The sequence below is a fragment of the Streptomyces sp. MH60 genome, assembly GCF_002939385.1.
In the GTDB taxonomy this organism is placed as follows: domain Bacteria; phylum Actinomycetota; class Actinomycetes; order Streptomycetales; family Streptomycetaceae; genus Streptomyces.
Window position 1 is genome coordinate 1 of sequence record NZ_MULI01000104.1, and the last position, 20,736, is coordinate 20,736.

Consider the following 20,736-nt stretch of genomic DNA (forward strand, 5'->3'; position numbering starts at 1 on the left):
GGCGGGCCGCCGCGACACCGGCCGCGGCCTGCGCGGCGGCCGGACCGCCGTTGCCCGAGCCGGGCTGACCCTGCTTGGGCTGCGGCTTGCGGCCGCCCTGGGCGACGTCGACGGGCAGCATGACCAGCGCGGTCGTACCGCCGGAGTCGGACGGCCGCAGCTGGATGCGGATGCCGTGGCGCTGCGAGAGGCGGCCGACCACGAACAGACCCATGCGGCGGGAGACGGAGACGTCCACGGTGGGCGGCGAGGCGAGCCGTTCGTTGATCGCGGCCAGGTCCTCCGGCGAGAGACCGATGCCGGTGTCGTGGATCTCGATCAGCACCCGGCCGTCGGGCAGCGCGTGACCGGTGACCTTGACCTTGGTCTGCGGCGAGGAGAACGAGGTCGCGTTCTCCAGCAGCTCGGCGAGCAGGTGCACGAGGTCGTTGACCACGCGGCCGGCGACCTCGGTGCTCGGCACGGAGGCCAGCTCGATGCGCTCGTACTGCTCCACCTCGGAGGCGGCGGCGCGGAGCACGTCGACCAGCGGGACCGGGCGGGTCCAGCGCCGGCCCGGCTCCTCACCGGCGAGGACGAGGAGGTTCTCACCGTTACGGCGCATGCGCGTCGCGAGGTGGTCGAGCTTGAACAGCGAGGACAGCTGGTCCGGGTCGGCCTCGCGGGACTCCAGTTCGGAGATGAGCGAGAGCTGACGCTGGATGAGGCCCTGGGAGCGGCGCGAGAGGTTGGTGAACATCGCGTTGACGTTGCCCCGCAGCAGGGCCTGCTCGGCGGCGAGGCGGACCGCCTCGCGGTGCACGTCGTCGAAGGCCGCGGCCACTCGGCCGATCTCGTCCCGGGAGTGCACACCGACCGACTCCACCGAGGTGTCGACGTCCTGCGGGTCGGTCTCGGAGAGCTGCTTGACCAGCTCGGGCAGGCGGTCCTGGGCGACCTTGGTCGCGGTGTCCTCCAGGCGGCGCAGCGAGCGGATCATGGACCGGGCCACGACGAACGCGCCGACCAGGGAGACGCCGAGCACGAGCAGGATGAGGACACCGGAGATGATGGCCTCTTGCTCGGACTCGTTGCGCAGCTCTCGGGCCTGCTGCTCCATGTCCTCCAGCAGCTTCAGCTCGATGTTCTTCATCTGCTGGATCTTGGTGGAGCTGTCGTCCAGCCAGTCCTGGTAGGACCGGGACCTCAGGCCCGCCAGGCCGTCGGTCTTGCTGAGGGCGCGGCCCGCGTACTGGTCGGACGCCTCGATCACCGGGTTGCCCTCGGAGATCGGCTTGAGCAGGTCCTCGGCGCCCTCGCCGTAGATGCTGGTGAAGCTGCGCAGGTCCGAGGTCTGGCTCTGCAGCGCGGACTGGGCGTACAGCCGGTCGTTCTCGGCGAGGTCGCCCTTGTCCTTGTTGTTCGCCGGGAGCGCCGCGGCGAGGACCGCGCGCTGGATCGACGCGTACTCCTTGGCCGAGGAGAAGGCCGACAGGGCGCGCGTGCGCTGGATCATGTCGGGGTTGCTGGTCGCCTCCGCCATGTCCTGCGAGAGGTCGAGCAGGTGGGTGATCAGGCGGTGGTAGGCCTCGACGGTCTGGGTCGAGTTGTCGTTGGCCGTGTACGCCGTGCTGCGGATCTTGGTCAGGTCGTTCAGGTCGCTCGCGATGCCGACGAGGCTGTCCCGGACGCCGACGAGCTTGCCGTCCTTGCTCGCCGAGTCGATCTGCTCGGACTTGTCGAGGAAGTTCTTCAGGGCCCGGTCGGTCTGCTCGCGGTCGCCCTTGACGGCGATCGCGCTGGACTTCGATCCGTGGGCCAGCGGGCCGGCGGACTGGTCGCGCTCTTCCTGGAGCGCGGCGGCCAGCTCCGTGGCCTGCTTGGTCATCTCGGTCAGCAGCTTCATGTTCTCGAGCTGCTGGATGTCGTCCATCGACTGGTTGATGCGCAGTGCGCCCAGCGAGGTCGCCGCGACCACCGGAAGCGCCAGCAGCGAGACCAGACGGGTGGAGATCCGCCAGTTGCGCAGGGCTATTCGCGGGCCGGGGCCGGTCGAGCCCTTGGCCGGCTTGGCGGGCGGCTGCTGGCCGGGAGCGGACGGGCCCGTCGCCTGACCGGCGCGCTCCCCGCCGTCGCCGGACTGGGTCTGGCCCGGGTTCTGGGCGTGCTGGGGCGAGGAGCTGACGGCCTTGGGGCCAGTCCCGCCCTGCGGCTCCGGCTCCGCCGAAGCGCTGCCATCCCTCTTGAAACGTCCCTGCACTAGCGTCGCAACCTCTGGACCAGGCGCCCGTCCGCGTGAACGGCTGGGCACGGTGTCGGCGTCAAAGGGGCGCCCTGAATTCGCCCCTGTGTTGGTCGTGAGTGACCGGCGCTGGTTCCCCCTTCTCGCCGCCGCTCGGCGCTGGTGTGCGCCCCCTGTGCGCCGGCTCGATCCCGCGGCGGTCCGTGGAATTCCAGCACAGTGCAGGATCTCCAACAAGGCCCGTGGGGCAGGCCGTGAGATACGTGACACCACGTGAGGGCCGGGTCACTAGCCGTAGAAGATCATCACCCGTAAAGCGGACGTATGCACGCGAGTCGTCGAGGCGTGAAGGGTGTCCCAGTCGACATGATCAGCAGCGGAATGATGGCTTCAGGTGTGCAATGTCTGTTTGGTCCGAGAGGCATCGGCGTCGCAATTGACCGGTTTGACCCTTGATAAGTGAGCAAACTCACACCCAGATCGTGGGCTCCCCCACGGTCGGCGGGGAATGGCGTGTTTAGCCTGACGCTTTACAGAGAAGGCAAAACCGACAACCCGCGCCCTCGCAGAGGCTTTCGCCGCCCCTCGGGCGCCCGGACACGACAGGGCCTCGTACAACCGTGAAGACGACGATGATGTTCCACAAGATCGCCAACCCGCGACGCACGACGCTGGCGCACCTCGAGGGCGCCGATGAACTGCAGACGCCGGAACAGCCGGAGCACGCCGTCGAGCTCCCCGCCCAGACCGCCAACCCCCGCCGCACGATCCTCATGGAGGTCCCGGTCGCGGCGTCGGTCGCAGAGTAGTACGGCACCGAGCCGGAGACCGTTCAGCGGCTGCCCGGGCCCGTGTGGGCGTTAGCCTGGAGCGTCAGACTCCAGCCAGCTCAGTCAAGGGGCCAAGCAACCCGTGCGCATCGCCAGGTTCTCCATCGACGGGAACGTCGCCTTCGGCGCGGTCGAGGGCGACCAGCCGGACCAGCTCGTCCTCGACATCATCAAGGGCATCCCGTTCGCGGACTACGAGCTCTCCGGCACCAAGGTGCCCCTGAGCAAGGTGCGGCTCCTGCCGCCGGTACTCCCCAACAAGGTCGTCGCCTTCGGCCGCAACTACGCCGAGCACGCCCGCGAACTCGGCAACGAGGTGCCCGACGCCCCGTTCGCCTTCTTCAAGCCGTCCACCTCCGTGATCGGCACCGGCGACGCCATCCAGTACCCCTCCTTCAGCGAGGAACTGCACCACGAGGCCGAACTGGCCGTCGTCATCGGCCGCATGTGCCGCGAGGTCCCGCGCGAGCGCGTCCAGGACGTGATCTTCGGCTACACCTGCGCCAACGACGTCACCGCCCGCGACGTGCAGCGCCGCGAGAAGCAGTGGGCCAGGGCCAAGGGCTTCGACTCCTCCTGTCCGCTCGGCCCCTGGGTGGAGACGGACCTCGACCTCGCGACCGCGGGCGACCTGACCATCCAGCTCACGGTCAACGGGGGCCAGCGGCAGCTCGGCCGCACCAGCGAGATGATCCACTCCATCGCGGATCTGATCGTCAACATCTCCGAGGCGATGACGCTGCTCCCCGGTGACGTGATTCTCACGGGCACCCCGGCCGGCGTCGGCCCCCTCAACGTCGGCGACGAGGTCGCCGTCACCATCGAAGGCATCGGCACTCTCACCAACAAGGTTGTCAAGCGTGGCTAGCGCACCCGGCTCCCCCGTACGCGTCCGTTTCTGTCCGTCCCCCACCGGCAACCCCCACGTGGGCCTGGTCCGCACCGCCCTGTTCAACTGGGCCTTCGCGCGCCACCACCAGGGCACGCTGGTCTTCCGCATCGAGGACACCGACGCGGCCCGCGACTCCGAGGAGTCGTACGACCAGCTGCTCGACTCGATGCGCTGGCTGGGCTTCGACTGGGACGAGGGCCCGGAGGTCGGCGGCCCGCACGCGCCGTACCGCCAGTCGCAGCGCATGGACATCTACCGGGACGTCGCCGGCAAGCTCCTCGACGCCGGCCACGCCTACCGCTGCTACTGCTCCCAGGAGGAGCTGGACACCCGCCGCGAGGCCGCCCGCGCCGCCGGCAAGCCCTCCGGCTACGACGGCCACTGCCGCGAGCTGAGCGCCGCCCAGGTCGAGGAGTACGAGTCGCAGGGCCGGGAGCCCATCGTCCGCTTCCGGATGCCCGACGAGGCGATCACCTTCACGGACCTGGTCCGCGGCGAGATCACCTACCTCCCGGAGAACGTCCCGGACTACGGCATCGTCCGCGCCAACGGGGCGCCCCTCTACACGCTGGTCAACCCGGTCGACGACGCCCTGATGGAGATCACCCACGTCCTGCGCGGCGAGGACCTGCTCTCCTCCACCCCGCGGCAGATCGCCCTGTACAAGGCGCTGATCGAGCTGGGCGTCGCCAAGGAGATCCCCGCCTTCGGCCACCTGCCGTACGTCATGGGCGAGGGCAACAAGAAGCTGTCCAAGCGCGACCCGCAGTCGAGCCTCAACCTCTACCGCGAGCGCGGCTTCCTCCCCGAGGGACTGCTCAACTACCTCTCCCTCCTCGGCTGGTCGCTCTCCGCGGACCAGGACATCTTCACCATCGAGGAGATGGTCGCGGCCTTCGACGTCTCCGACGTGCAGCCCAACCCGGCGCGCTTCGACCTCAAGAAGTGCGAGGCGATCAACGGCGACCACATCCGGCTGCTCGAGGTCAAGGACTTCACCGAGCGCTGCCGCCCCTGGCTGAAGGCCCCCGCCGCCCCCTGGGCGCCCGAGGACTTCGACGAGGCCAAGTGGCAGGCGATCGCGCCGCACGCGCAGACCCGCCTGAAGGTCCTCTCCGAGATCACCGACAACGTCGACTTCCTCTTCCTCCCGGAGCCGGTCTTCGACGAGGCGAGCTGGACGAAGGCGATGAAGGAGGGCTCGGACGCACTGCTGCGCACGGCCCGCGAGAAGCTGGACGCCGCCGACTGGACTTCCCCGGAGGCCCTCAAGGAGGCCGTCCTGGCCGCCGGCGAGGCCCACGGCCTCAAGCTCGGCAAGGCCCAGGCCCCCGTCCGCGTCGCCGTCACCGGCCGCACGGTCGGCCTGCCCCTCTTCGAGTCCCTGGAGGTCCTGGGCAAGGAGCAGGCACTGGCCCGCATCGACGCGGCGCTGGCGCGGCTGGCGGCATAGGCCCACGCGCGCAGCGGTCGGACACGACCGAGGGGCGGCACCCGGAAGGTCCCGGGTGCCGCCCCTCGGTCATCGGGTCACTGCGCGCCGGCCTCTTTGCGCAGGTGCTCGTCCGGACCGCCGAAGAGCACCGGGACCAGCCCTTCCGGCGTTACCGTCGGATCATGAGCATTCGCGCCGTGGTCTGGGACGTCGACGACACCCTCTTCGACTACACCACCGCCGACCGCGAGGGCATGCGCGCCCATCTGGTCGCCGAGGGGCTGCTCGCCGGGTACGGGTCGGCCGACGAGGCCCTCGTGCGCTGGCGGGAGATCACCGACCAGCAGTGGGCGCGCTTCTCGGCGGGCGAGGTGGACTTCGTCACACAGCGGCGCGACCGCACCCGGGTCTTCCTGGGCCGGCCGGAGCTGACGGACGCCGAGGCCGACGACTGGTTCCAGCGGTACGTCAGCCACTACGAGGCCGCCTGGTCCCTCTTCCCGGACGTGATGCCCGTCCTGGACGCCCTCGCCGACAGCCACCGGCACGCCGTGCTCTCCAACTCCAGCCTCACCGTCCAGGACCGCAAGCTGCGCGTCCTCGGCGTGCACGACCGCTTCGAGGCCATCCTGTGCGCCGCCGAGCTGGGCGTCTCCAAGCCGGCGGCCGGGGCCTTCCTCGCGGCCTGCGACGCCCTCGCCCTCGGTCCGGAGGAGGTCGCCTACGTCGGCGACCACCCGGAGATCGACGGACGCGGCGCCGCCGACGCCGGGCTGCTCTCCGTGTGGATCGACCGCGGCGGCGGGTACGCCACCGTCGACCCGCCGGCCGGACCGCGGCGGATCGCCTCGCTCGCCGAACTTCCCGCGCTCCTCGGCGGCGATACCCGTTTTGGAGCCCCGTCCACCTTCGGGTAATGTTCTTCCTGCGCCGCCGGAGAGCGGGCCGAAGGGCCGGGAACCGGAAGCGCAACGCTAGAACAAGAACCCCTCCGGGGCTTGCGTTCCAGTGGCCTATGGTGTAATTGGCAGCACGACTGATTCTGGTTCAGTTAGTCTAGGTTCGAGTCCTGGTAGGCCAGCTCGCAGAGCTTATCTGCGCCGCGGAGCACATCCGCAAAGCCCCCGTTGTGTAGCGGCCTAGCACGCTGCCCTCTCAAGGCAGTAGCGCCGGTTCGAATCCGGTCGGGGGTACAGATCCTTCCCGCGAGGGCAGTTCGGGTCGCTCCCACTGACTTCGATGCAGGATCGCTAGGGCCCCCGTTGTGTAGCGGCCTAGCACGCCGCCCTCTCAAGGCGGTAGCGCCGGTTCGAATCCGGTCGGGGGTACGAACTGGTCTAAACCACATTGGTCTATGGTGTAATTGGCAGCACGACTGATTCTGGTTCAGTTAGTCTAGGTTCGAGTCCTGGTAGACCAGCTCGGATCTGCGGCGGTGCGACATCGAACGCTTGCAAGATCCACGCCCCCGTTGTGTAGCGGCCTAGCACGCCGCCCTCTCAAGGCGGTAGCGCCGGTTCGAATCCGGTCGGGGGTACGCGAGTCCCAAGGGGGCTTCCGCTGAGGCGGGAGCCCCCTTCGGCGTTCCCCCGACGCCTACTCGATGCCGTACCGCCGCGCCGACTCCTCCTCCTGCGCCAGCCGGTGCAGGGCCCGCAGCACCGGCTGGAAGAGCACCGCCGCCGCGACCGCCATCTCGACCTTCTCCGCCTCCGAGGCGTGGGTCTCCATGAAGTCCAGGTCCCGCCGGGCCACCTCCAGCATCAACGCGCCGTACGGCGCCATCAGTTCCGCGTCCCACGGATAGCCGAGGCGGCGCAGCGCGGCCACCGCCACCACCAGGGAGCGGTGCACGGGGGAGAGCGGTGCCAACTCCCGGGAGGTCTCCCAGCCCAGCAGCTCAAGCAGCCGGTCCACCTCGACGCGCGCGGCGGCCACCGCCGGGTCCGCCTCGTCCGGCTCGGCGTCCTGCGGCAGCGCCCACAGGGCGGCCCCCAGCCGGATGGTGCGCCCCAGCGACTCGTCGTCGACGTGCCCCAGCACCTCGCGGGCCGTCGCCACCGGGACCTTCCCGACCTGGATCAGCGCCCGCACCAGCCGCAGCCGGCGCAGGTGGCCCTCGTCGTACTCGGCGGTGGTCGCGTTGATCTGCCGGCCCGGCGGCAACAGCCCCTCCCGCAGGTAGTACTTGATCGTCGCGGTGGACACCCCGCTGTGCTTGCTCAGGTCGGCCAGTCGCATCCCTTGCGCCCCTTCTCGGACAGCGCCACTATCCCATCAGGGCTGCTTGGAGAGTGCAGCTCACCAACAGGGGGAGGCGCTCATGCCCGGCAAGTCCGCGACCGTGACCCGCACCACGGCCGCCGCCGAGGGGGACGTGACCGTCCTGCTGATCGGCATGCGGATCAACCACTTCTGGGCCGTGCACCACTGGCTGCCGGTCCTCCTCGCGATGCCGCGCATGCTCCGCGAGCTGGCGAAGAACCCCGAGCGGGGGCTGCTGGGCCACGTCCTGCTGACCGCCTCGCCGCGGACGTACTACGTCGTCCAGTACTGGGAGTCCAAGGAGAAGCTCTACCGGTACGCCCACGCGCCCGACATGTTCCACCACCGGGCCTGGGCGGTCATCAACCGCAAGGAACGCAAGGGCGCGGTGCGCGGGCACGTGGGGCTGTGGCACGAGGCGTACGTCGTGCCCGAGGGGTCGTACGAGTCGATCTACGCGGACATGCCGCCCTTCGGGCTCGCGGCGGCGCACGGACAGGTGCCGCTCGAACGGCGGGGCAGGCGCGCGCAGGACCGCTTCGCGCACCGGTCGCGGAACGGTGCGGAGAAGACGGCGGGAGAGGCCGGGGAGAAGGGGACGGAGAAGCGGGTCGCCGCCCCCGAGACGGCGGAGAGGACCTCGGAGCGGGCCCGGGACGGGGTCTGAGGGCGGCGCGGGGCCCGCCGCGGCGTTGAGGCGGGCCCGTTGACCGGTCAGAGGTGTCCTGTGAGGGTCAGCCGTTGCGGCGCAGCGCTTCGGAGAGGCGGCCGGCGGCGTCGATGATCGCCTGCGCGTGCATGCGGCCGGGGTGGCGGGTGAGGCGCTCGATGGGCCCCGAGACGGACACGGCGGCCACCACGCGGTTGGACGGGCCGCGCACCGGCGCGGAGACGGACGCGACGCCGGGCTCCCGCTCGCCGATGGACTGGGCCCAGCCCCGGCGGCGCACTCCGGACAGGGCCGTCGCCGTGAAGCGGGCGCCCTGGAGGCCGCGGTGGAGGCGCTCCGGCTCCTCCCAGGCCATCAGGATCTGCGCCGAGGAACCGGCCTTCATGGTGAGGGTGGAGCCGACCGGGACCGTGTCCCGAAGGCCCGACAGACGCTCGGCCGCGGCCACGCAGATGCGCATGTCGCCCTGGCGGCGGTAAAGCTGGGCGCTCTCGCCGGTGACGTCGCGCAGGTGGGTGAGGACCGGGCCCGCGGTGGCGAGCAGGCGGTCCTCGCCGGCCGCCGCGGCCAGTTCGGCCAGGCGCGGGCCGAGGATGAAACGGCCCTGCATGTCGCGCGCCACCATACGGTGGTGTTCCAGCGCCACGGCCAGGCGGTGGGCCGTGGGTCGTGCCAGTCCGGTCGCACCGACCAACCCCGCGAGGGTGGCCGGGCCGGACTCCAGAGCGCTCAGGACGAGGGCCGCCTTGTCCAGAACGCCGACGCCGCTACTGTTGTCCATGACACGATACTCCCGTCTCACTCTGTGAAACGCAAGTTCAATTTTCCATGGAACGCGCCACCCTGGACGGCAGGAAGTCACAAAGGCCCGTGACGAGAGGGCCTGGTGGCGGTTGCCCGGAAACACAGGGGTGCGGGCACCGCTTCCCCAAGATCTCTAGTTGGGTCGGCGCCTCGTCGCCGACCGAAGGGAAAGCGATGGGTAGGACACTCGCGGAGAAGGTCTGGGACGACCACGTCGTCCGGCGCGCCGAGGGCGAGCCCGACCTCCTCTTCATCGATCTGCACCTGCTGCACGAGGTGACCAGCCCGCAGGCCTTCGACGGCCTCCGCAAGAGCGGCCGCCCGGTGCGGCGGCTCGACCTGACCATCGCCACCGAGGACCACAACACCCCGACGCTCGACATCGACAAGCCCATCGCGGACCCGGTCTCCCGGGTCCAGCTGGAGACGCTGCGGGCGAACTGCGCGGAGTTCGGCGTCCGGCTGCACCCGCTGGGCGACGTCGAGCAGGGCGTCGTGCACGTCGTCGGCCCGCAGCTGGGCCTGACCCAGCCGGGCACCACCGTGGTCTGCGGCGACTCGCACACCTCGACGCACGGCGCCTTCGGCGCGCTGGCGTTCGGCATCGGCACCTCCCAGGTCGAGCACGTGCTGGCCACCCAGACGCTGCCCATGGCCCGGCCGAAGACCATGGCGATCACGGTCAACGGCGAACTGCCCGACGACGTCACGGCCAAGGACCTGATCCTGGCGATCATCGCGAGGATCGGCACCGGCGGCGGCCAGGGCTACATCCTGGAGTACCGCGGCGAGGCCATCGAGAAGCTCTCGATGGAGGCCCGCATGACCATCTGCAACATGTCGATCGAGGCCGGCGCCCGCGCGGGCATGATCGCCCCCGACGAGACCACCTTCGCCTACCTCCAGGGCCGCCCGCACGCCCCCGAGGGCGCCGACTGGGACGCGGCGGTCGCGTACTGGAAGACGCTGCGTACGGACGACGACGCCGAGTTCGACGCCGAGGTGGTCATCGAGGCCGCCGAGCTGGCGCCGTTCGTCACCTGGGGCACCAACCCCGGCCAGGGCGCGCCGCTTTCCGCCGCCGTCCCCGACCCGGCTTCGTACGAAGACGCCTCGGAGCGCTTCGCCGCCGAAAAGGCCCTGGAGTACATGGGCTTGGAGGCGGGGCAGCCGCTGCGCTCCATCAAGGTGGACACCGTCTTCGTAGGTTCCTGCACCAACGGCCGCATCGAGGACCTGCGCGCCGCCGCCGAGATCGTCCGGGACCGCAAAGTCGCCGACGGCGTACGCATGCTGGTCGTGCCGGGCTCCGCGCGGGTCGGTCTGCAGGCCGTCTCCGAGGGCCTGGACGTGGTCTTCAAGGAGGCCGGCGCCGAATGGCGGCACGCGGGCTGCTCGATGTGCCTGGGCATGAACCCGGACCAGCTGGCCCCCGGTGAGCGCTCCGCGTCCACCTCCAACCGCAACTTCGAGGGGCGCCAGGGCAAGGGCGGCCGCACCCACCTGGTGTCGCCGCAGGTCGCGGCCGCGACGGCGGTCCTGGGCCACCTGGCCTCCCCGGCCGACCTGTCCGCCGCCGACGTCCCCACGCCCGCTGGAGTCTGAGAGTCATGGAAGCGTTCGTCAAGCACACCGGCCGGGCCGTTCCGCTGCGCCGCAGCAACGTCGACACCGACCAGATCATCCCCGCCCACTGGCTCAAGAAGGTGACCCGGGACGGGTTCGAGGACGGGCTCTTCGAGGCCTGGCGCAAGGACCCGGAGTTCGTGCTCAACCGGCCCGAGCGCGAGGGCGCCACCGTCCTGGTGGCCGGCCCCGACTTCGGCACCGGCTCCTCCCGCGAGCACGCCGTCTGGGCCCTGCAGAACTACGGCTTCAAGACCGTGGTCTCCTCCCGCTTCGCCGACATCTTCCGGGGCAACTCGCTGAAGAACGGCCTGCTCACGGTGGTCCTCGACCAGAAGATCGTGGACGCGCTGTGGGAGCTGGTGGAGCGGGACCCGCAGGCCGAGATCACCGTCGACCTGGAGGCCCGCGAGGTCCGCGCCGAGGGCGTCACCGCCTCCTTCGAGCTGGACGAGAACTCCCGCTGGCGGCTGCTGAACGGGCTGGACGACATCTCGATCACCCTCCAGAACGAGGCGGACATCGCCGCGTACGAGGCGAAGCGCCCGTCGTTCAAGCCGCAGACCGTCCAGGTCTGATCACCCGGAGCCCGCACGAGCTTCCCGCGGAGGCTCCGCAAGGTCGAGTTTCGGCCACCCGACATCCCCGCCGTACCCCCGATCAGCCCGATCGGGGGTACGGCCGTTTTTCGTTCCGCCCGTGCCCGCCCGAGACGGATGTGACGCACAACTTCCCACGTTAGAGGCGTGGTTGCCGGGGTACGCAGGTGATGGAGGACCGGCTTCCGAGTGCGTCAGGAAGGCCGTTCGAGGCGGCAGTTGCCCCCTGCGCAGGCGACAACTCGCCCCAGATGGCACAATCTGTGCATGGAACACGACGGCCAACTCGAGCTCTATACGGCGGTCGCGGTCCGGCTCAAGGAAGCGCACACAAGAGTGCGCGCACTGCAAGTCCCGGAGGGCGTACGGATGGCGCTGACCCGGAAGCTGCTGGTCATTACGGCCGCGGCCAAACACGATCTCGCCGGTGCGGCAAGGCGACTGGATCGGTTCACCGCCGACCTCGACGCGGGTCGTTTCCCCGAAGAGGAAGGCTGAACCGGCCAGGGCGGCCCGAGTCCGTTGCGGCACAAGGGTGATTAGCCCGTTTCGTGTTTGATTTGCGGTATATATCTGCCTAACGTGCGAAAAAGCTTGAACACATTCGTTCTGGCGATGTCTCCGAAGGGGAAGACGTGAACAAGGCGCAGCTCGTAGAAGCGATTGCCGACAAGCTGGGCGGCCGGCAGCAGGCCGCCGACGCTGTCGACGCGGTCCTGGACGCCCTCGTCCGTGCCGTCGTCGCGGGCGACCGGGTCTCGGTCACCGGCTTCGGTTCCTTCGAGAAGGTCGACCGTCCCGCCCGCTACGCCCGCAACCCTCAGACGGGCGAGCGGGTTCGGGTCAAGAAGACCTCCGTGCCGCGCTTCCGCGCGGGCCAGGGCTTCAAGGACCTGGTGAGCGGCTCGAAGAAGCTTCCGAAGAACGACATCGCGGTCAAGAAGGCCCCCAAGGGCAGCCTGTCCGGCCCGCCGCCCACCATCTCCAAGGCCGCGGGCAAGAAGGCCGCCGCGAAGAAGGCCACGGGCGCCGCGAAGAAGACCACGGGCGCGGCCAAGAAGACGTCCGCGGCGGCGAAGAAGACCACCGCGAAGAAGACCACCGGAGCGGCGAAGACGACGGCGAAGACGACCACCGCCAAGAAGTCCGCGGCCAAGACCACCACGGCGGCCGCGAAGAAGACCGCCGCCAAGAAGGCCCCCGCGAAGAAGGCGACCGCCAAGAAGGCCCCGGCCAAGAAGTCGGCGGCCCGCAAGACCACCGCCAAGAAGGCCACCGCCCGCAAGAAGTAGCAAGCAGGCGGAGCCCGCGGCAGCGGGCGAACGGGCACAGGGCACTCACGCGCCGGGCCGGACTCCCTCGGGAGTCCGGCCCGCGGCGTGTCCGGGTCCGGCGGCAAGCCCCCGGATCAGAACGTCTGCAGCGTCACCAGCGTGATCCGGCGGCCCGCGCCCGCGCCCGCGCCCGCTTCCGTGTCCTCGGTCTCGATCCGCACCCGCTGCCCGGGCCGCAGCAGCCGCAGGCCCCCCGCGTCGAAGGCCGCCGCGTCGAAGGGCACCGGCGTGCCGTCGTCGAGCAGCACCTGCCCGCTGCGGCTTTCGGGGTCGTACGTGTACGCGGTCGCCTGCATGCCGGCAGCCTACTGCCCGGCGATCAGCAGCCGCGCCGCCACCGCGGCCGTACGGGGCCCCACCCCGAGCGCCAGCGCGGTGCGGAGATCACCGCCGGTGTCGACGTCCTGCCGTACGGAATCCACCGCGCCGGGACGCAGTTCCACCGCGCCGGACGCCCGGTGGCGGGCCCGTGAATCCGTGCCGAATGCGGGGGCCAATTCGTGGCCCGGCAGCGCGGTCAGCAAGGTGGTGCCGATTCCGGCCGCGTCCGGGAGAAAGGCGCGCGGGAATTGCGCGGCCGCGGCCAGTACCCGCGCCAATTCGGCCGGCCGCAGCGCGGGGAGATCGGCGTTGAGCGCGGCCACCGGGCTTTTGGGCCGGGCCGCCCGTACCACGTCCGCCCCGTGCGCCAGCGCGGCGTTCAGACCGCCGCCCGGCTCGTCCGCGACGATGCCCGCGCCGAGCGCCGCCAGCTCCCGTCCGGCCCGCGCGTCGTCCGTGACGACTGCCACATCGGCGACCGCCGGGCAGGCCAGCGCGGCTGCCACGGTGTCCTGTGCGAACGCCAGCGCGAGTCCCGGCCGCACCCCGTCGTCCGCGGTGTCCGACAGCCTGCTCTTGGCCCGGGCAAGGGGCTTCACGGGTACGACCAAGGTCCACTGCACGAGCGTTCCGTCCTTCTCTCGTCGCCGTCATTGTCACCTGCGAGACCTGGCGGTTCACTCTTCGGGGCGTACGGTGTTCTCGACAGACGGGCGGCCCGGGGCGACACTTGTCCGGCCCCAGGCCCTGGAGGAAAGGTGTCCGCGTGCCCCGCCGCAGAATCGGCTTCTGGTACCGCTTGGCCGCGGTGATCTGCAAACCGCCGCTGGTGGTTCTGATCAAGCGGGACTGGCGGGGAATGGAGAACATTCCGGCCGAGGGCGGATTTATCACCGCCGTGAACCACAATTCGCACGTCGACCCCTTCGCGTACGCGCACTACCAGTACAACACCGGACGCGTCCCGCGATTCCTGGCGAAGAGCGCCCTTTTCAAGAAGGGCTTCGTCGGCGCCGCGATGCGGGGGACCGGACAGATCCCCGTCTACCGCGAGAGCACCGACGCGCTGAGCGCCTTCCGGGCCGCGATCGACGCCGTGGAGCGTGGCGAGTGCGTCGCGTTCTACCCCGAGGGCACCCTCACCCGCGACCCGGACGGCTGGCCGATGACCGCCAAGACCGGTGCCGCGCGCGTCGCCCTGCAGACCAAGTGCCCGGTGATCCCGGTCGCCCAGTGGGGCTGCAACGAACTGCTGCCGCCGTACGCCAAGAAGCCGAACCTCCTGCCGCGCAAGACCCACCAGGTGCTGGCCGGTCCGCCGGTCGACCTGACGCGGTTCTACGGCAAGGAGATGACCACGGAGCTGCTGAAGGAGGCCACCGAGGTCATCATGGCCGCCGTCACCCGCCAGCTGGAGGAGATCCGCGGCGAGAAGGCGCCCGAAACCCCCTACGACCCGCGCCGCGAGCGGATCGAGCAGCGGCGCCGCACGCAGGCGCAGTCGCGGTCGGCGCAGTCGCCGTCGACCCGGACCCGGACCCAGGGACCGCAGGCAGAAGGGCAGAGCACGTGAGCAAGCCGGTCAAGGCGGCCGTCTTCGGCACCGGATCCTGGGGCACCGCCTTCGGCACGGTCCTCGCCGACGCGGGCTGCGAGGTCACCCTGTGGGGACGCCGCGCCGCACTCGCCGACGCCGTCAACTCCACCCGCACCAACCCGGACTACCTGCCCGGCGTGGAGCTGCCCGAGAACCTGCGCGCCACCACCGACGCCGCGGAGGCCGCGCGGGACGCCGACTTCACCGTCCTCGCCGTGCCCTCCCAGACGTTGCGCGCGGGCCTCGCGGACTGGACGCCGCTGCTGGCGCCCGGCACCGTCCTGGTCTCGCTGATGAAGGGCGTCGAACTCGGCTCCGCGATGCGGATGAGCGAGGTGATCGCAGACGTCGCCAAGGTCGGCGCGGAACGCATCGCCGTGGTCACCGGGCCCAACCTGGCCCGGGAGATCGCCGCCCGCATGCCGGCCGCCGCCGTGGTCGCCTGCCCCGACGAGTCCGTCGCCCAGCGCCTCCAGACCGCCTGCCACACGCCGTACTTCCGCCCCTACACCAACACCGACGTCGTCGGCTGCGAACTGGGCGGCGCCGTGAAGAACGTGATCGGTCTCGCCGTCGGCATCGCGGACGGCATGGGCCTCGGCGACAACGCCAAGGGCTCCCTCATCACCCGCGGCCTCGCCGAGACCACCCGCCTGGGCGTCGCCCTCGGCGCCGATCCGCTGACCTTCTCCGGTCTGGCCGGACTCGGCGACCTGGTGGCGACCTGCTCCTCGCCGCTCTCCCGCAACCACACCTTCGGCACCAACCTCGGCAAGGGCATGACCCTGGAGGAGACCATCGCGGTCACCAAGCAGACCGCCGAGGGCGTCAAGTCCTGTGAGTCGGTGCTGGACCTGGCCCGCAGGCACGGCGTCGACATGCCGATCACCGAGACGGTCGTCGCCATCGTGCACGAGGGCAAGTCCCCGGTGGTCGCCGTGAAGGAACTGATGTCGCGCAGCGCGAAGCCCGAACGACGCTGAGCGACACCGGGCGAAGCCCCCTGGCGGGCGGAGCGGAACCCGCGCGCCACGCGGCCCGCCGACGCTGTCTCACCGCACCGCGGGCGGGTACTCTCGACGCGATATGAGCACCGAGAACCTCCCCCAGAGCCCCGAGCAGAGCCCCCAGCGGCCGCCCCGCAAGCCGCGTGTGGCCGTCGTGTTCGGCGGGCGCAGCTCCGAACACGGGATCTCCGTGGTCACCGCCGGCGCCGTCCTCGCGGCCATCGACCGGACGCGCTACGACGTCCTGCCGATCGGCATCACCAGGGACGGCCGTTGGGCCCTCACCGCCGACGAACCGGAACGCATGGCGATCACCGAACGCCGTACGCCCGACGTCGAGGAACTGGCCGAGTCGACCGAGGGCGGCGTGCTGCTGCCCGTCGACCCCGCGAGCCGTGAGGTCGTCTACAGCGAACCGGGCTCGGTGCCCAAGGCGCTGGGCGAGGTCGACGTCGTCTTCCCCGTGCTGCACGGCCCCTACGGCGAGGACGGCACCCTCCAGGGCCTGCTGGAGCTGTCCGGGGTGCCCTACGTCGGCGCGGGCGTGCTCGCCTCCGCCGTCGGCCAGGACAAGGAGTACATGAAGGCGGTCTTCACCTCCTACGGGCTGAAGGTCGGCCCGTACGCGGTGATCCGGCCCCGCGAGTGGGAGCAGGACCGTTCCGGCGCCCGCAGGAAGATCGTCGACTTCGCCGGCGAGCACGGCTGGCCGCTGTTCGTGAAGCCCGCGCGCGCGGGTTCCTCGATCGGCATCACCAAGGTCGACGACCTCGCGGGGCTGGACGAGGCGATCGAGGAGGCCCGGCGGCACGACCCGAAGATCCTGGTCGAGGCGGCGCTGCGGGGCCGGGAGATCGAGTGCGGGGTGCTGGAGTTCGAGGACGGGCCCCGGGCGTCCGTCCCCGCGGAGATCCCGCCGCCCTCGCAGCACGCGTACTACGACTTCGAGGCCAAGTACATCGACTCGACCCCCGGCATCGTGCCGGCCCCGCTCACGGCCGAGGAGACCGCCGAGGTCCAGCGCCTCGCCGTGGCGGCGTTCGACGCGGCCTCCTGCGAGGGGCTGGTGCGCGCGGACTTCTTCCTCACCGAGGACGACGAGTTCGTGATCAACGAGATCAACACCATGCCCGGCTTCACGCCGATCTCCATGTACCCGCAGATGTGGCAGGCGAGCGGCGTGAGCTACCCGGAGCTGGTGGACCGGCTCGTCCAGGCGGCGCTGCGGCGGCCCACGGGACTGCGCTGACGCCTCCCGCCCCGCCACACCCGCGCCGTGCACGGCCGAGAAGGCGATCCCCTCGGGGGTCGCCTTCTCGCAGTATGATCAGCGGGTTTCCCGTCCGGTCCGGGAACCGCCACCGACTCGCCGTCGTCTGCTGAGGAGCAGCCCGCTGTGGCGATCAACAGGGCGAGAGCGAGCGGACCGCACAGCAGGCGGCGAGTGGGCGGAGAGGGGCTAGAGATGGACGACCGGACAGGTCAGGGTGCGCGTGATGCCGTCCACCTGCTGGACCTTGGCGACCACCATGCGACCCAGTTCGTCGACGGTGTCGGACTGGGCGCGGACAATGACGTCGTAAGGTCCTGTCACGTCCTCGGCCTGGATCACTCCAGGGAGCTTGCTGATCGTCTCGGCGACGGTCGACGCCTTGCCGACCTCCGTCTGGATCAGGATGTACGCCTGTACCACGGAACCTCCAGAGCGGCCACGAGGATCATGTGGGGAAAAGGAACGCCACGGTATCGCGTAGCCGCTCTCCGCGGGGAGACCCACGGGCCCCGGACCTCGCGCGTCGGGGTGCCTGAGCAACACGAGTTGACGATCACGCCGACCGTGGCGACGGTCCTTTCGACCGTAACGAGGACAGAGATGACGCGCGACCGGGCACGGACACGGACAGGGACGGAAGGGGAGCCAAGGCGATGAAGGGCACTGTTGGTGAGCTGGGGGAGTTCGGGCTCATCAGGGAGCTCACCTCCCGTCTCACCACCACCCCCGCGGTCCGGGTCGGCCCCGGCGACGACGCCGCGGTGGTGGCCGCGCCCGACCGCAGGGTGGTGGCCAGCACCGACATCCTCGTCGAGGGGCGGCACTTCCGCCGGGACTGGTCCACCGCGTACGACGTGGGCCGCAAGGCGGCGGCGCAGAACCTGGCCGACATCGCCGCCATGGGCGCCGTGCCGACCGCGCTGCTGCTCGGTCTGGTCGTGCCCGCCGAACTGCCGGTGACCTGGCCGACCGAGCTGATGGACGGGCTGCGCGACGAGTGCCAGGTCGCGGGCGCCTCCGTGGTCGGCGGCGACGTGGTGCGCGGCGACACCATCACCGTGTCCATCACCGCCCTCGGCGACCTGCGCAACCAGGAACCCGTCACCCGGGGCGGCGCCCAGCCCGGCGACCTCGTCGCGGTGACCGGCTGGCTGGGCTGGTCCGCCGCCGGGTTCGCCGTCCTGTCCCGCGGCTTCCGCTCGCCGCGCGCCTTCGTCGAGGCCCACCGCCGCCCCGAGCCGCCCTACCACGCGGGTCCGGCCGCCGCGGGCCTGGGCGCCACCGCCATGTGCGACGTGAGCGACGGACTGATCGCCGACCTGGGGCACATCGCCGAGGCCAGCAAGGTCAGGATCGACGTGCGCTCCGGGCAGATCGACATCCCCTCCCAGATGAACGACATCGGGCAGGCCGTCGGCGTCGACCCCATGCAGTGGGTGCTCACCGGGGGCGAGGACCACGCGATCGTGGCGACCTTCCCGCCGGACGTGAAGCTGCCCGCCCGCTGGAAGGTCATCGGCGAGGTCCTCAACCCGTCCGCGCTGCCCCAGGTGACCGTGGACGGGGCGCCGTGGACCAGCAAGGGCGGCTGGGACCACTTCGGCGGGGACGTGGAGTCGTGACCGCACCGCCCCTGGTCCTCACCGTGGCGGGCTCCGACTCCGGCGGCGGCGCCGGCGTCCAGGCCGACCTGAAGACGATGCTCGCCCTCGGCACCCACGGCATGAGCGTCCTCACCGCGGTCACCGCGCAGAACTCCCGCGGCGTGCAGGGCGCCTGGGAACTGCCGGTGGACGCGGTGCGCGCCCAGTACCGCAGCGTCGTGGACGACATCGGCGTACAGGCGGTCAAGACCGGGATGCTCTCCTCCGCCGAACTCGTCGAGGCCGTCGCCGAGTTGCTCGCCGGCACCGACGCCCCGGTGGTCGTCGACCCGGTCGGCGTCTCCAAGCACGGGGACGCGCTGCTCGCCGCCTCGGCCCTGGAGTCGGTCCGCACCAGGCTCCTCCCGGTCGCCACCGTCGCCACCCCCAACCTCGACGAGGTCGCCCAACTCACCGGCGTACGCGTCGAGTCCGACACCGACCTGCGCCGGGCCGCGGCCGCCGTGCTGGAGTACGGCCCGCGCTGGGCGCTGATCAAGGGCGGCCACCTGGCCGGTGACGCCGTCGACCTGCTCACCGACGGCTCCGAGGAGCACTGGTTGCGCGCACCCCGCCTCGACAACCGCCACACGCACGGCACCGGCTGCACCCTCGCCTCGGCCGTGGCCTGCGGGCTGGCGAAGGGGCAGTCGGTGCCGGAGGCGGTGAGCGCGGCCAAGGAGTACGTCACCGGGGCGATCGCGGCCGGGTTCCCGCTCGGCGGCGGCATCGGACCGGTGGACCACGGCTGGGCGCTCAGGCGGGATACTCCCTGAGTTCGATGCCGGTGGCCGCCTTCTCCGTCAGCCGCTTGAAGAAGCCCGCCATCAGGCGGTGGCTGAGCAGCCGGTACATGCGGTCGCGGCTGCGGATACGGCGCTCGGTGGGCGGGGCGAAGAACGGGCCCGCGTTGCCGGAGATCTTCTGGCAGCCCTTGGCGAAGTCCCGGATCCGCGTCTCGTACTCGGCGAACGCGGTGCGGTGGTCGCCACCGGCCAGGGCGAGTTCCCCGGCGAGGACGTGGGCGCCGACGATCGCGACGCCCGTGCCCATGCCCCCCATGGTGGCGCCGTACCCGGCGTCGCCGAGCAGCGCGACGCGTCCCTTGGTGAGCCGGTCGACGTGGATCTGCGCGATCGCGTCGAAGTACAGGTCGTCGGCGTCCTCCAGCGCCTTCAGCACGCTCGGCGCCTCCCAGCCCATCCCCGCGAACCGCTCCCGCAGGATCCGCTTCTGCGCGGCCACGTCCCCGCGGTCGTACGCCAACGGCTCCGAGCGGAACACCAGGAGGGCGCCCGCGCGTTCCGGGTCCCCGTCGTAGTTGCCGACGCAGACCGCGCGGCCCGGCTCGCTGTACAGGCGGCCGGTGCGGTCGAGGCCCAGGTGGTTGGGGATGCCGAAGCCGGCCACGTAGTGGTCCTGGAAGCGCAGGTACCGGGACTCGTCGCCGAAGACCAGGCGGCGGGTGCGCGAGTGCAGGCCGTCGGCGCCGACGACGAGGTCGAAGCGGCGGGGCGCGGCGTGCTCGAAGGTGACGTCGACTCCGTCCCCGGTGTCGGTGAGCGTGTCGACCGAGTCGCCGAAGACGTACTCGACGGTGTCCTCGGTGCGCTCGTGCAGGATCCTCGCCAGTTCGCCGCGGAAGATCTCGACGTCCCCGCTCATCATCTCGGCGGGCAGGTCCACGCGCGGTGCGCCGTCGGCGGCAACGACGGTCTGGCGGCCCATGCGGGTCTGGCGGGCGTGGATCTCGTCCCAGATCCCCATGGCGGTGAGCACCCTCCGGTGCACCTGGCCCCGGAAGTCGACGGCGAAGCCGTCCCCGCGCAGTGCGGGCGCCCTCTCTACGACGGTGACCCGGGCACCGTACCGGGCGAGGCAGAGGGCGAGGGCGGGCCCGGCGACGCCGGCGCCGGAGACGAGGACGGTGAGGTGGCCGAGGCGGTGTGTATGCGTCATGGCACAGAGCCTCGGCGGCACCGCTTACCGTTCGCCCACCGTCCGCTCACCGGGGGCTGACGGAGGCTGACCGCACGGCCGCACGGCCGCACGGGTGGGCCAGGGGGGCGGTGCGTGTGGCGGGCCGGCGTCGGCTCGGGGGGCCACGCGAGGCCCTGGCGGGTGTGTCCCGGGGGCGGTCGCCGCCGCCTGCCCCTCGCCCACCGCCGTCTACCGCTCGCCCACCGCCGCCGCCCGCAGTCCCCGCCCGCGCTCGAAGG

General features: G+C 71.1%; 21 protein-coding genes and 5 tRNA genes. 19 read left to right on the forward strand and 7 right to left on the reverse strand.

Annotated features, from left to right (window positions below):
* Positions 1 to 2,239: sensor histidine kinase (locus BZZ08_RS35065; protein WP_133169244.1), on the reverse strand; the 2,239-nt coding region annotated here is incomplete at its 3' end.
* Between the two features lie 602 nt (positions 2,240 to 2,841).
* Here BZZ08_RS35065 and BZZ08_RS35070 point away from each other — a divergent pair.
* From BZZ08_RS35070 to BZZ08_RS35110, 9 genes are all read left to right on the forward strand, one after another.
* Positions 2,842 to 3,030 (forward strand): hypothetical protein, encoded by a 189-nt coding sequence (locus BZZ08_RS35070; protein WP_198601876.1) that lies wholly within the window; start codon positions 2,842 to 2,844, stop codon positions 3,028 to 3,030.
* A 103-nt stretch (positions 3,031 to 3,133) separates the two neighbouring features.
* On the forward strand, positions 3,134 to 3,919 hold the full coding sequence (locus BZZ08_RS35075; protein ID WP_104636234.1) for a fumarylacetoacetate hydrolase family protein: 786 nt from the start codon (positions 3,134 to 3,136) through the stop codon (positions 3,917 to 3,919).
* Positions 3,912 to 5,396: a glutamate--tRNA ligase gene (gene gltX / locus BZZ08_RS35080; RefSeq protein ID WP_104636235.1), complete on the forward strand. Its 1,485-nt coding sequence runs from the start codon at positions 3,912 to 3,914 to the stop codon at positions 5,394 to 5,396. The genes BZZ08_RS35075 and gltX overlap by 8 nt, the downstream gene beginning before the upstream one ends.
* Before the next feature lie 164 nt (positions 5,397 to 5,560).
* Entirely contained in the window at positions 5,561 to 6,295 is a 735-nt protein-coding gene (locus tag BZZ08_RS35085) for an HAD family hydrolase (RefSeq protein ID WP_104636248.1), read from the forward strand.
* Positions 6,296 to 6,387: 92 nt separating this feature from the next.
* A tRNA-Gln gene (locus tag BZZ08_RS35090) sits at positions 6,388 to 6,459 on the forward strand.
* Between the two features lie 39 nt (positions 6,460 to 6,498).
* Positions 6,499 to 6,571 (forward strand) — tRNA-Glu (locus BZZ08_RS35095).
* A 62-nt stretch (positions 6,572 to 6,633) separates the two neighbouring features.
* Positions 6,634 to 6,706, forward strand: a tRNA-Glu gene (locus BZZ08_RS35100).
* 20 nt (positions 6,707 to 6,726) lie between these two features.
* A tRNA-Gln gene (locus tag BZZ08_RS35105) sits at positions 6,727 to 6,798 on the forward strand.
* A gap of 44 nt (positions 6,799 to 6,842) precedes the next feature.
* Positions 6,843 to 6,915 (forward strand) — tRNA-Glu (locus BZZ08_RS35110).
* Between the two features lie 59 nt (positions 6,916 to 6,974).
* On the opposite strand, the gene BZZ08_RS35115 is transcribed toward BZZ08_RS35110, so the two are convergent.
* Positions 6,975 to 7,619: a MerR family transcriptional regulator gene (locus BZZ08_RS35115; RefSeq protein WP_104636236.1), complete on the reverse strand. Its 645-nt coding sequence runs from the start codon at positions 7,617 to 7,619 to the stop codon at positions 6,975 to 6,977.
* A gap of 82 nt (positions 7,620 to 7,701) precedes the next feature.
* Here BZZ08_RS35115 and BZZ08_RS35120 point away from each other — a divergent pair, with 82 nt between their 5' ends.
* Positions 7,702 to 8,310: a DUF4188 domain-containing protein gene (locus BZZ08_RS35120; RefSeq protein WP_104636237.1), complete on the forward strand. Its 609-nt coding sequence runs from the start codon at positions 7,702 to 7,704 to the stop codon at positions 8,308 to 8,310.
* A 67-nt stretch (positions 8,311 to 8,377) separates the two neighbouring features.
* Here the strand turns inward: BZZ08_RS35120 and ndgR are convergent, their stop codons facing one another.
* Positions 8,378 to 9,094: an IclR family transcriptional regulator NdgR gene (gene ndgR / locus BZZ08_RS35125; protein ID WP_011030305.1), complete on the reverse strand. Its 717-nt coding sequence runs from the start codon at positions 9,092 to 9,094 to the stop codon at positions 8,378 to 8,380.
* A 197-nt stretch (positions 9,095 to 9,291) separates the two neighbouring features.
* On the opposite strand from ndgR, the gene leuC reads away from it, so the two are divergent.
* The 4 genes from leuC to BZZ08_RS35145 all read left to right on the forward strand — a co-directional run bounded on the left by leuC (position 9,292) and on the right by BZZ08_RS35145 (position 12,634).
* Positions 9,292 to 10,722 (forward strand): 3-isopropylmalate dehydratase large subunit, encoded by a 1,431-nt coding sequence (leuC, locus tag BZZ08_RS35130; RefSeq protein ID WP_104636238.1) that lies wholly within the window; start codon positions 9,292 to 9,294, stop codon positions 10,720 to 10,722.
* 5 nt (positions 10,723 to 10,727) lie between these two features.
* Complete coding sequence (gene leuD / locus BZZ08_RS35135; protein WP_104636239.1) at positions 10,728 to 11,321, forward strand: 3-isopropylmalate dehydratase small subunit; 594 nt, start codon at positions 10,728 to 10,730, stop codon at positions 11,319 to 11,321.
* Between the two features lie 288 nt (positions 11,322 to 11,609).
* Entirely contained in the window at positions 11,610 to 11,840 is a 231-nt protein-coding gene (locus BZZ08_RS35140; protein WP_052838413.1) for a hypothetical protein, read from the forward strand.
* Positions 11,841 to 11,977: 137 nt separating this feature from the next.
* A complete protein-coding gene (locus tag BZZ08_RS35145; protein ID WP_104636240.1) occupies positions 11,978 to 12,634 on the forward strand; it encodes an HU family DNA-binding protein in 657 nt (218 codons plus the stop codon).
* 116 nt (positions 12,635 to 12,750) lie between these two features.
* Here the strand turns inward: BZZ08_RS35145 and BZZ08_RS35150 are convergent, their stop codons facing one another.
* Both BZZ08_RS35150 and cofC read right to left on the reverse strand, forming a co-directional pair.
* Positions 12,751 to 12,972 (reverse strand): hypothetical protein, encoded by a 222-nt coding sequence (locus BZZ08_RS35150; RefSeq protein WP_104636241.1) that lies wholly within the window; start codon positions 12,970 to 12,972, stop codon positions 12,751 to 12,753.
* A gap of 9 nt (positions 12,973 to 12,981) precedes the next feature.
* Entirely contained in the window at positions 12,982 to 13,620 is a 639-nt protein-coding gene (gene cofC / locus BZZ08_RS35155) for a 2-phospho-L-lactate guanylyltransferase (protein WP_104636242.1), read from the reverse strand.
* A 143-nt stretch (positions 13,621 to 13,763) separates the two neighbouring features.
* Here cofC and BZZ08_RS35160 point away from each other — a divergent pair, with 143 nt between their 5' ends.
* The 3 genes from BZZ08_RS35160 to BZZ08_RS35170 all read left to right on the forward strand — a co-directional run bounded on the left by BZZ08_RS35160 (position 13,764) and on the right by BZZ08_RS35170 (position 16,850).
* The gene (locus tag BZZ08_RS35160; protein WP_104636243.1) at positions 13,764 to 14,570 is read left to right on the forward strand and encodes a lysophospholipid acyltransferase family protein; all 807 of its coding nucleotides are present in this window, start codon (positions 13,764 to 13,766) and stop codon (positions 14,568 to 14,570) included.
* Positions 14,567 to 15,577 (forward strand): NAD(P)H-dependent glycerol-3-phosphate dehydrogenase, encoded by a 1,011-nt coding sequence (locus BZZ08_RS35165; RefSeq protein ID WP_104636244.1) that lies wholly within the window; start codon positions 14,567 to 14,569, stop codon positions 15,575 to 15,577. The genes BZZ08_RS35160 and BZZ08_RS35165 overlap by 4 nt, the downstream gene beginning before the upstream one ends.
* Before the next feature lie 103 nt (positions 15,578 to 15,680).
* Positions 15,681 to 16,850 (forward strand): D-alanine--D-alanine ligase family protein, encoded by a 1,170-nt coding sequence (locus tag BZZ08_RS35170; RefSeq protein ID WP_104636245.1) that lies wholly within the window; start codon positions 15,681 to 15,683, stop codon positions 16,848 to 16,850.
* A gap of 210 nt (positions 16,851 to 17,060) precedes the next feature.
* Here the strand turns inward: BZZ08_RS35170 and BZZ08_RS35180 are convergent, their stop codons facing one another.
* Positions 17,061 to 17,294 carry an Lrp/AsnC family transcriptional regulator gene (locus tag BZZ08_RS35180; RefSeq protein WP_003973433.1) on the reverse strand — a complete coding sequence of 78 codons (234 nt, stop codon included), beginning with the start codon at positions 17,292 to 17,294 and terminating at the stop codon, positions 17,061 to 17,063.
* A gap of 233 nt (positions 17,295 to 17,527) precedes the next feature.
* Here BZZ08_RS35180 and BZZ08_RS35185 point away from each other — a divergent pair, with 233 nt between their 5' ends.
* Both BZZ08_RS35185 and thiD read left to right on the forward strand, forming a co-directional pair.
* Positions 17,528 to 18,496, forward strand: a complete 969-nt coding sequence (locus BZZ08_RS35185) for a thiamine-phosphate kinase (protein WP_052838407.1) — start codon at positions 17,528 to 17,530, stop codon at positions 18,494 to 18,496.
* Positions 18,493 to 19,293, forward strand: coding sequence for a bifunctional hydroxymethylpyrimidine kinase/phosphomethylpyrimidine kinase (thiD, locus tag BZZ08_RS35190; RefSeq protein WP_104636246.1), 801 nt, complete (start codon positions 18,493 to 18,495; stop codon positions 19,291 to 19,293). Before BZZ08_RS35185 ends, thiD begins: the two co-directional genes overlap by 4 nt.
* Here the strand turns inward: thiD and BZZ08_RS35195 are convergent.
* Entirely contained in the window at positions 19,274 to 20,476 is a 1,203-nt protein-coding gene (locus BZZ08_RS35195) for an FAD-dependent monooxygenase (protein WP_104636247.1), read from the reverse strand. The two genes, thiD and BZZ08_RS35195, sit on opposite strands and share 20 nt — an antisense overlap.
* Positions 20,477 to 20,736: the final 260 nt, after the last annotated feature.